Source organism: Frankia sp. CoWAU3, assembly GCF_977971855.1.
Map to the genome: position 1 here is coordinate 4173 of NZ_CDWWXB010000051.1, position 7581 is coordinate 11753.

At 68.6% G+C, this 7581-nt stretch carries 4 protein-coding genes; 3 read left to right on the plus strand and 1 reads right to left on the minus strand.

The window, feature by feature from the left end; genetic code table 11:
• The first annotated feature begins 52 nt into the window (after positions 1 to 52).
• From AC08ON_RS07335 to AC08ON_RS07345, 3 genes are all read left to right on the plus strand, one after another.
• Positions 53 to 847: an SDR family NAD(P)-dependent oxidoreductase gene (locus tag AC08ON_RS07335; protein WP_476606959.1), complete on the plus strand. Its 795-nt coding sequence runs from the start codon at positions 53 to 55 to the stop codon at positions 845 to 847.
• 246 nt (positions 848 to 1093) lie between these two features.
• Entirely contained in the window at positions 1094 to 2263 is a 1170-nt protein-coding gene (locus tag AC08ON_RS07340) for an LmeA family phospholipid-binding protein (protein ID WP_476606960.1), read from the plus strand.
• A gap of 795 nt (positions 2264 to 3058) precedes the next feature.
• Positions 3059 to 5614 (plus strand): FHA domain-containing protein, encoded by a 2556-nt coding sequence (locus AC08ON_RS07345; protein ID WP_476606961.1) that lies wholly within the window; start codon positions 3059 to 3061, stop codon positions 5612 to 5614.
• 675 nt (positions 5615 to 6289) lie between these two features.
• Here the strand turns inward: AC08ON_RS07345 and AC08ON_RS07350 are convergent.
• Positions 6290 to 7581: TolB family protein (locus AC08ON_RS07350; protein ID WP_476616677.1), on the minus strand; the 1292-nt coding region annotated here is incomplete at its 5' end.

A 7581-nucleotide genomic window follows, 5' to 3' on the forward strand; every position in this document is an offset into this window, starting at 1 on the left:
CGGAGCGTCGATCCCCGGGATGTCCGGACAGCGTCTCCGTCAGGATGAAGCCATGAGCACCGGACCGTGCGAGCCGGCTCCGGGTCACCCCGGCGGGCCGGGCGGTGGCGTCGACCGTGATCGTGGCCATGCCGGGGACCCGGAGTTCGCCCCGGCGACCCGCGGCCTCGTCGTCGTGGGACCGGGGGCGAGCTTCGGTTCCGACCTGTTGCGCCGGTTCGGCCGGGAGGGGTTCGCCCTGGGGGTCGTCTCCCGGTCTGCCGACACGCTGACCCGGGTGAGAGACGAGCTCGCCGAGGACGGCCTGGCGGTGCACGGCGCCGTCGCCGACGTCACCGACCAGCCGGCTCTCACCACGGCCATCCAGCGGGTGGCGGCCGACGTCGGGGGGCTGACGGTGCTCGTCTACAACGCCAAGCTCAGCATCCGCGGCGGCGCCCTCACGGTGAAGGCCGAGACGATGAACCAGACCCTTGCGGTGAACGTCACGGGCGCGCTCACCGCGGTGCAGGTGGCGGCAGACCTCCTCGTGGACCGGCCGGCCGCGACCATCCTGTTGACCACGGCCGGATCGCGCACCGAGCCGGTGGCCGGCCGGTTCGCGCTGGCGATCGGCAAGGCAGGCCTCGCCGCCCTCGCCGATGCGGTACGGCCGATGCTGGCCGCGCGGGGTGTCCGGCTGCGCACGGTGGTTCTCGACGGCAGGGTGGACGCCGCGGGCCCGCTACGTCCGGGGGTGGTCGCGGACCACTTCTGGCAGGCGTTCGCCGCCCCGCGCGGCGACGTTTTCCGGCTCGCACCGGACAGACGGGCCACTCCGGTGGCGCAGCTCCCGCTGGAGGTGTGAGCTGGTGGCGGCTGGTGGCGGCTGGCAGATCATGCTCCGGGCGGCGATCGATGGTATCTGGTTTGCCCGGTCTGGTCGGTCAAGTCGGGAATCCAACACCGATGTCGCACGGATAGATCGGACCCGCGGCCGTGCGGAAGGCACGGAGCATGCGACGATCCGGCAGGGCCAGGCACAGGACAACAGCCAGGCGGACATCGACAGGGCGACGGCGTGCTCCGGCGCAGCATGGCAGGAGATGGACCGGTGAACGACGGACGTGACGGTGACGGGCAGCAGCCTGCGGACAGCACCCATGGGATGCCTCCGGACGGTGATGGGACGCGGCCCGCGAACCAGAACAGGCCGGCTCGTCCGGGCGCCCCGGTGGGACCACCGCCGCCTGCGGACTCGTTCCGGCCGGCGCGGCCGGTCGCGCCGACCCGGAGGGGCGACCGGCCGACGGGTTATGAGCCGCCGGCCGGTTATGAGCCGTGGGCCGGCTCCGGCGCTCAGGGTGGCTACGACGGCACCACGGTCCTGGGCGCGGCGCCCGGGACCATGGGGATGGGGAACATCACCGCAGGCGAGGGCGGCGGATCCCACGATCGGCTGCCCGGCGCCGTCGGCGGGGGTGGTAAAGGCCCGGAGGGATTCGCCGGGGCGCCAAGCGGCGGCACGCCCGCCGTGCCCGCCAAGCCGCGTCGTCGGCGCCGGAAACTGCTCATCGCGCTGGTCGCCCTGTTCGTCCTGTTCGTCGTGGGCGACCGGGTCAGCGTGGTGATAGCCAAGGATCAGATGCGCAAGCAGGTCGAGGCCGGCGTAGCCGAGAACATCAAGCCGGGTGATCCTGTCCCGACGGTCAAGAGCGTGAGCATCGGCGGATTCCCGTTCCTTACCCAGGTCCTGTTCGGAAAGTTCACCAACATCGGAGTAGAGATCGAGGGCATCCCGACGCCGGGTCCGAAGATCTCGTCGGTGAAGGCCAATCTGAAGGGTGTACACGTACCGCTCGGTGATGCCATCACCGACAATGTCGGGCAGGTGCCCGTCGATCGCGTGCGGGCCACTGTGGGCATGACCTACAACGACCTCAACGCCTACCTCGCCGGGCAGCAGATGCAGGTGGAGCCGGTCGACGGAGGAAAGAAGATCGAGGTGACTGGCACCGTCAACGTGTCGGTGCTGGGTACCCAGCAGGTCGGTGGGATCACGACGTTCGAGGTCCGGGACAACATGCTCACCCTGGTGCCGAGCGAGGTGAAGCTCACCGGAGCTGTGAACCTCGGATTCAGCGTCCCCGGAGAACTCCTGCCGTCCATCCCGATCCCGATCTCCGGTCTGCCATTCAACCTCCGCATCGTCGAGGCATCCACGAACGCGACCGGTCTCTCACTCACCGCGACTGCCGAGGACGTGGTGCTCCCGGCGTCCTGAGTCCTGAGTCCTGAGCGGCGGCCCTGAGTCCTGACATGATTTCCGCCACAGTTGTGCCAGTCCGGAATGCCTCGCGCGCGGTGGTCGAGCCGTACCGACCGCACTCCCCCCGGTCGGGGCCCGGATCGGATCCGGTCGAGGCCGCCCGTGGCCCCTCTCTTCCCGGACTACGTCCTTCCCGGAGTGCGTCGACCTGTCGACGATCGTTCGACGCGCGGCACCTCCCGGCGTTTCATCAGCCGATTTTCGGTGGTCGTCCGTTGGCTGATCGTCCGCTTTCGTGGCGTGCGTCCCGGGTGCCGCCGAGGCCTGCGGTCGCTGGTCGGGTCGGCGACAGATGCCACTGTCGGGGACCGTCGGCCGTCATTCTCATAGGGTGCCGGACGGGGGGCATCCGTCATCGTCATCACTTCCGGGGCACGGTCACCGAGACGATCTGATCACCCAAGGTGACGCGGCTCGGAAGGTTTCGAGCAGGGCAACCGGTAAATCGACCGATCATGAGGCGGCAGGAACCCGAGAGATGCCCGGAAGTCGACGCGACGGCAACGATCGCCGTTCAGCTGGTGGTAAATCGTCACCCGGGGTGGATCAAGGTCATCCCTCGACGCTACGATCGGGCATCCGGCGTGATCGGGCGGCCCGAGTAGCCGCGCGACGTGGTGACCCGGCACGCCATGGTGGCACCGCAGTACCTGGTAAAACCGCACAGTGTAGTGACACCGCACAACGTAGTGACAAGGTGGAGTTCGGCGGGACATCCCGGCCAGCGTCCCGTCGCGAAGGGGGAAACACGTGCAGACGACCTTCCTGAGAGTCGTCACCGAGGCCGGTGCGGCCACCGTGCCGGCCGAGGCGCAGTTCATCGTCGGCCGTGCCCGGACCGCCGACTACGTCATAGCGGACAGTCGGGTCTCCCGTCGCCATCTCCTCCTTGAGCAGACCGGCAGCGGGTGGGTTGTTCGGGACATCAGTTCCAACGGCACCTGGATCGACGGGCAGCGCATGCCCGAGACCGTCCCGGTGCACGGTGAGGTGAGGCTTCGTCTCGGCACTCCGACCGGGCCCGAGGTCGTCATCCATCCCCAGGTGCCGGAAGGCCGCAGGCTGCTGGACGAGCCGGAGTACGACCCCGGTTACGACATGCAGACGATGCTGCCCAATGCCGCCGGTTACTCTCCGCCGCGGCCCACGGGCTCCTCGCGAGGTGGGCGCGGGACCTCGCATCAGGGGCCGACCGATCCGTCCCAGCGTGGGCACGACTACGACGACCAGGGCCAGGGCGAACGGGTGAGTGGCGTCACCAGCCTCGAGCAGGAGCACGAGCGGCGAACCACCTATCGGCTGCGCCCGGGCACGATGTCGATCGGCCGTGCCCGCGACAATGACATCGTCATTACCGACCTGCTCGCCTCCCGCCGGCACGCCGAGCTCTACATCGGCCGGTCCGGCCTGCAGATCGCCGACCTCGACTCCGCCAACGGCGTGTTCGTCAACGGTCGTCGGATCAACCGGGCGCCCGTCGGCCAGGGCGACGTCATCGCCGTCGGTCACCACGTCTTCCAACTTGAGGGCGACCAACTCGTCGAGTACATCGACTCCGGTGACGTCAGCTTCGAGGCCGACGCCCTGAACGTCTGGGCCGGTCAGAAGCAGCTCATGCACGACATGACGTTCAAGCTGCCCGGCCGGGCGCTGCTGGGCGTCGTCGGGCCGTCCGGGGCGGGCAAGTCGACGCTGCTCAACGCGCTCACCGGCTTCCGCCCCGCGGACAAGGGCACCGTGCGCTACGCCGGCCGGGACCTCTACTCCGAGTACGACGAACTGCGGCGCCGGATCGGCTACGTGCCGCAGGAGGACCTGCTGCACACCTCGCTCACCGTCCGCAAGGCGCTCGAATTCGGCGCCGAGCTGCGCTTCCCGCCGGACGTCACGAAGGCGGAGCGGCGCACCCGGGTCGATGAGGTGCTCGCCGAGCTGGGTCTCACCCAGCACGCCAACACCCAGGTCTCCCGGCTGTCCGGCGGCCAGCGCAAGCGGACCTCGGTGGCCTTGGAGCTGCTGACCCGGCCGACCCTGCTCTACCTCGACGAGCCGACCTCCGGCCTCGACCCGGGCATGGACAAGAACGTCATGGAGTCGCTGCGCAAGCTCGCGGACGACGGCCGGACGGTCATCGTGGTCACCCACAGCGTCGCCCAACTCGACCTGTGCGACTACATCCTCGTCCTCGCTCCCGGCGGCTACGTGGCCTACTTCGGTCCGCCGCAGGACGCGCTGCCCTTCTTCGGTAAGCGGGACTACCCGGACGTCTTCCTCACCCTGGAGGCGACGCCGGGGGCCGAGTCGGCCGCCAAGTTCCGCAACTCGCGCTACTACGTGCCCGCCTCGATCACCGCTCCGTCGGCCCGGCCGGCTCCCGAGGAACTGCCGTCCCTGCGGCAGCAGTCGGTGATCTCGCAGCTCGTGACGCTGAGTCGACGAACAACGGCCGTCGTCGCATCCGACAAGTCATACCTGCGGCTCATCATCGCCTTCCCGTTCCTGCTCGGGCTGATACCCAGGGCCATCGGCGGGAACTTTGATCTCACGGCCGAACAGGCCAAACAGTTCTCGCCGAACTCGGATGCCCCGACAGTTCTTTTGATCATGGTTCTCTGTGCCTGTTTCATGGGCATGGCGAACTCGGTCAGAGAGATCGTCAAGGAACGGGCGATCTATCGAAGAGAGAGAGCCATCGGTCTGTCCCGGACCGCGTATGTCGGTTCGAAGATCCTCGTTCTTATCGTGATCACTGTCGCCCAGGCGATCCCGTTCACGTTGATCGGTCTTGCCGGGCGAACGCCGGACAAGGGTGTCGTGCTCGGGAACGCCCTGCTCGAACTGCTCATCGCCGTGATCGTGGTCTCGCTTGCGTCGGCCATGCTCGGGCTGGTGATCTCGGCGATGGTCGACAACGCGGACAAGACCATGCCGCTCCTGGTGTTGATCACCATGGCCCAGCTCATCTTCAGCGGTGGTATCGTGCCGGTGAAGGGCACGCCCGGTCTGGAGCAGATCAGCTACATCGCGCCGGCCCGCTGGGGCTTCGCGTCGATGGCCTCGGTCGGTGACCTGAACCGCATCACCCTGGCCGGCGTGCTGCGGCCGGACAACCAGAAGCCGGTGAACCCGAAGGTCGTTGACGACCCCTTCTTCGACCACAGCGCTTCGGCGTACCTCACCGACATCGTCGCCGGTCTCGTCGTCGGCGTCTTTCTCGTGATCATCACCTCCCTCCTGATCCGCCGGATGGACCCGAAGACCGTCAAACGCGCCGCCGCCGCACCGGTCAGCGGCGCACCCCGCTAGGCCCCTTGCCTATCCAGAGGGATAAATCGGGCACAAAAGTCTCTGGGCAGGCAAGGAAGTCGGGAGCCTCGGGCGCCGTCCGTCCCGGCTTCTCCGGGACGGACGGCGGGGATCCACGCTTCGGCAGAGCCACCCGCGCGGGATCGGAGAAGTGCCATCCGGACGACTTCCGTCGTCCTCGCAGCTCCTGTCGTGACATCGCGCCAGACGCTGACGAAGTCCCCCTTCGCCGGGCAGCGCGACATCGACGGGTTCGCCGGGCCGCCAGCGGGAGAGGGCGGGAAGGCCGTGCAGTCGGGCCGCGGTACGTCCGCAGATCGTCCCTGCGACGATCGACAGCGCCGCTCGGGCAGGGCCCGGATTTCGTCCCGAACGGGCGGCATGGGCAACGTGCCCCGCACCGGGGAGGTCCAGCCGTGCCTGCGTCTACGAACGCTGATCGTTTGGTCCGACATCCCGAGCTGCCGGGCATGTCGACGGGTGATCATGCCTGCCTGCCTGCGGGCGAGTGCGACGGCCTTCTCGTAGGACTGGGTCACGTCCCCAGCGTCGATCACGGTTCGAGTATCCTGCCGGGCTCGTCCGCGATCTGTGCATAACTGACTCCTCTCACCGGCTTCCTTGCCTGTCCAGAGGCTTTTGTGCCTGATTTATCCCGCTGGATAGGCAAGGAGCTCAGCCGGCGTTCCAACGGGCGTGGCCGTTGAACCCGCCGGTAGTGGTGAGCTTGCGGTCACCATCGTTCAGATCGTCCGGATTCAGAACGTAGAGCTGCCGGTCATCGGGGTTCGTGGGATTGCGCTGCCCGCTGAAGGCGATGCGACCGTCCGGCGCGTAGGCCGGGTCCTGGTCGTCCCCGTGCACCCGGGTGAGCTGCCGGGCGTCGGTGCCGTCCGAGTTCATCTCGAAGATCTCCAGATCGCCGTTCTTCGCCCGGGTGAAAGCGATCTTCCTGCTGTCCGGGGACCAGACCGGGTCCGAGTCCCCGTTACCCTGATCCTGCGTGATCGGGGTCGGCTGGGCATCCGGTTGGGTCGGGATCACCACGATGAAGCCGCGGTTGCCACCGGTATTGTTCGACCAGTAGGCGATCCGCTCGCCATCCGGCGACCAGGCGGGGTCGGTCGCCTGCGGCTTCGCGTTGAGCCGTCGCACGCTCGAGCCGTCCAGTTTCACCACATACAGGCCGGGGTTCAGCGTTCCGGTCTGATCCGTGGTGGAACGGACGACCAGGAAGCCGCCGTCGGGGGAGAGTGAGGGCCGGGCGTCGTCCGCGATCGTCAGCTTGGCGGCCGGGCCCGAGGTGAACAGCTGTACAGGTTTCCCGGAGCCATCGGCGGCGATCGCCTGCAGCGTATTCGGGCTGCCCTTCTTGAAGTAGACGATCGTCTTGCGATCGCTGCTGATCGCGGGCAGCATCTCCTGGTCCGGACCGGTGACGATCGGCTTGTCGTTCGCGAGCGGCCCGTTGTCCGTGACCTGCCCGGTGAACAGGTCGTAGTTGCCGTTGCGGTTGGACGCGTAGACGAGGGTGTCCTTGCCAAGCGGCTGGGCCGCACTGGGCAGCGTGAAGGCCGTCGATTGGGCCGATTGGGCCGATGTGGCCGGAGCCCCGGAGACGGTGGCCGGATTGGCCGCATCGGTCCCGGAGCCGCCGTCACCACCCGCGCTGAGGGCGAATACTCCCGCGAGGATCGCGCCGACGACCACGACACCCCCACCGACGAGCAGCGGGGTGCGGTTCCTGCTCCTGCCCGCGCCGCCCTGCCTGCCGGGGCCATCGGCTCCACTGTCCCCGGGACCCCCGGGACCCCCGGGACCCCCGGCGCTGGCGGGTAGCCGGGTCGGGGCGTCCTGGTCGACGGTGTAACCGCTGCTGACGGGGGCCGCTGCCGTCGCGGGGAATCCGGCCCCGTGGGGCCCGGTGCTGCCTGTGGCCGGGCTGCCTGTGGCCGGGGCGCCCGGGC

Bases quoted from the DNA above. Each gene is read 5' to 3' on its own strand.
- AC08ON_RS07335 (WP_476606959.1), top strand. From the start codon at position 53: ATGAGCACCGGACCGTGCGAGCCGGCTCCGGGTCACCCCGGCGGGCCG.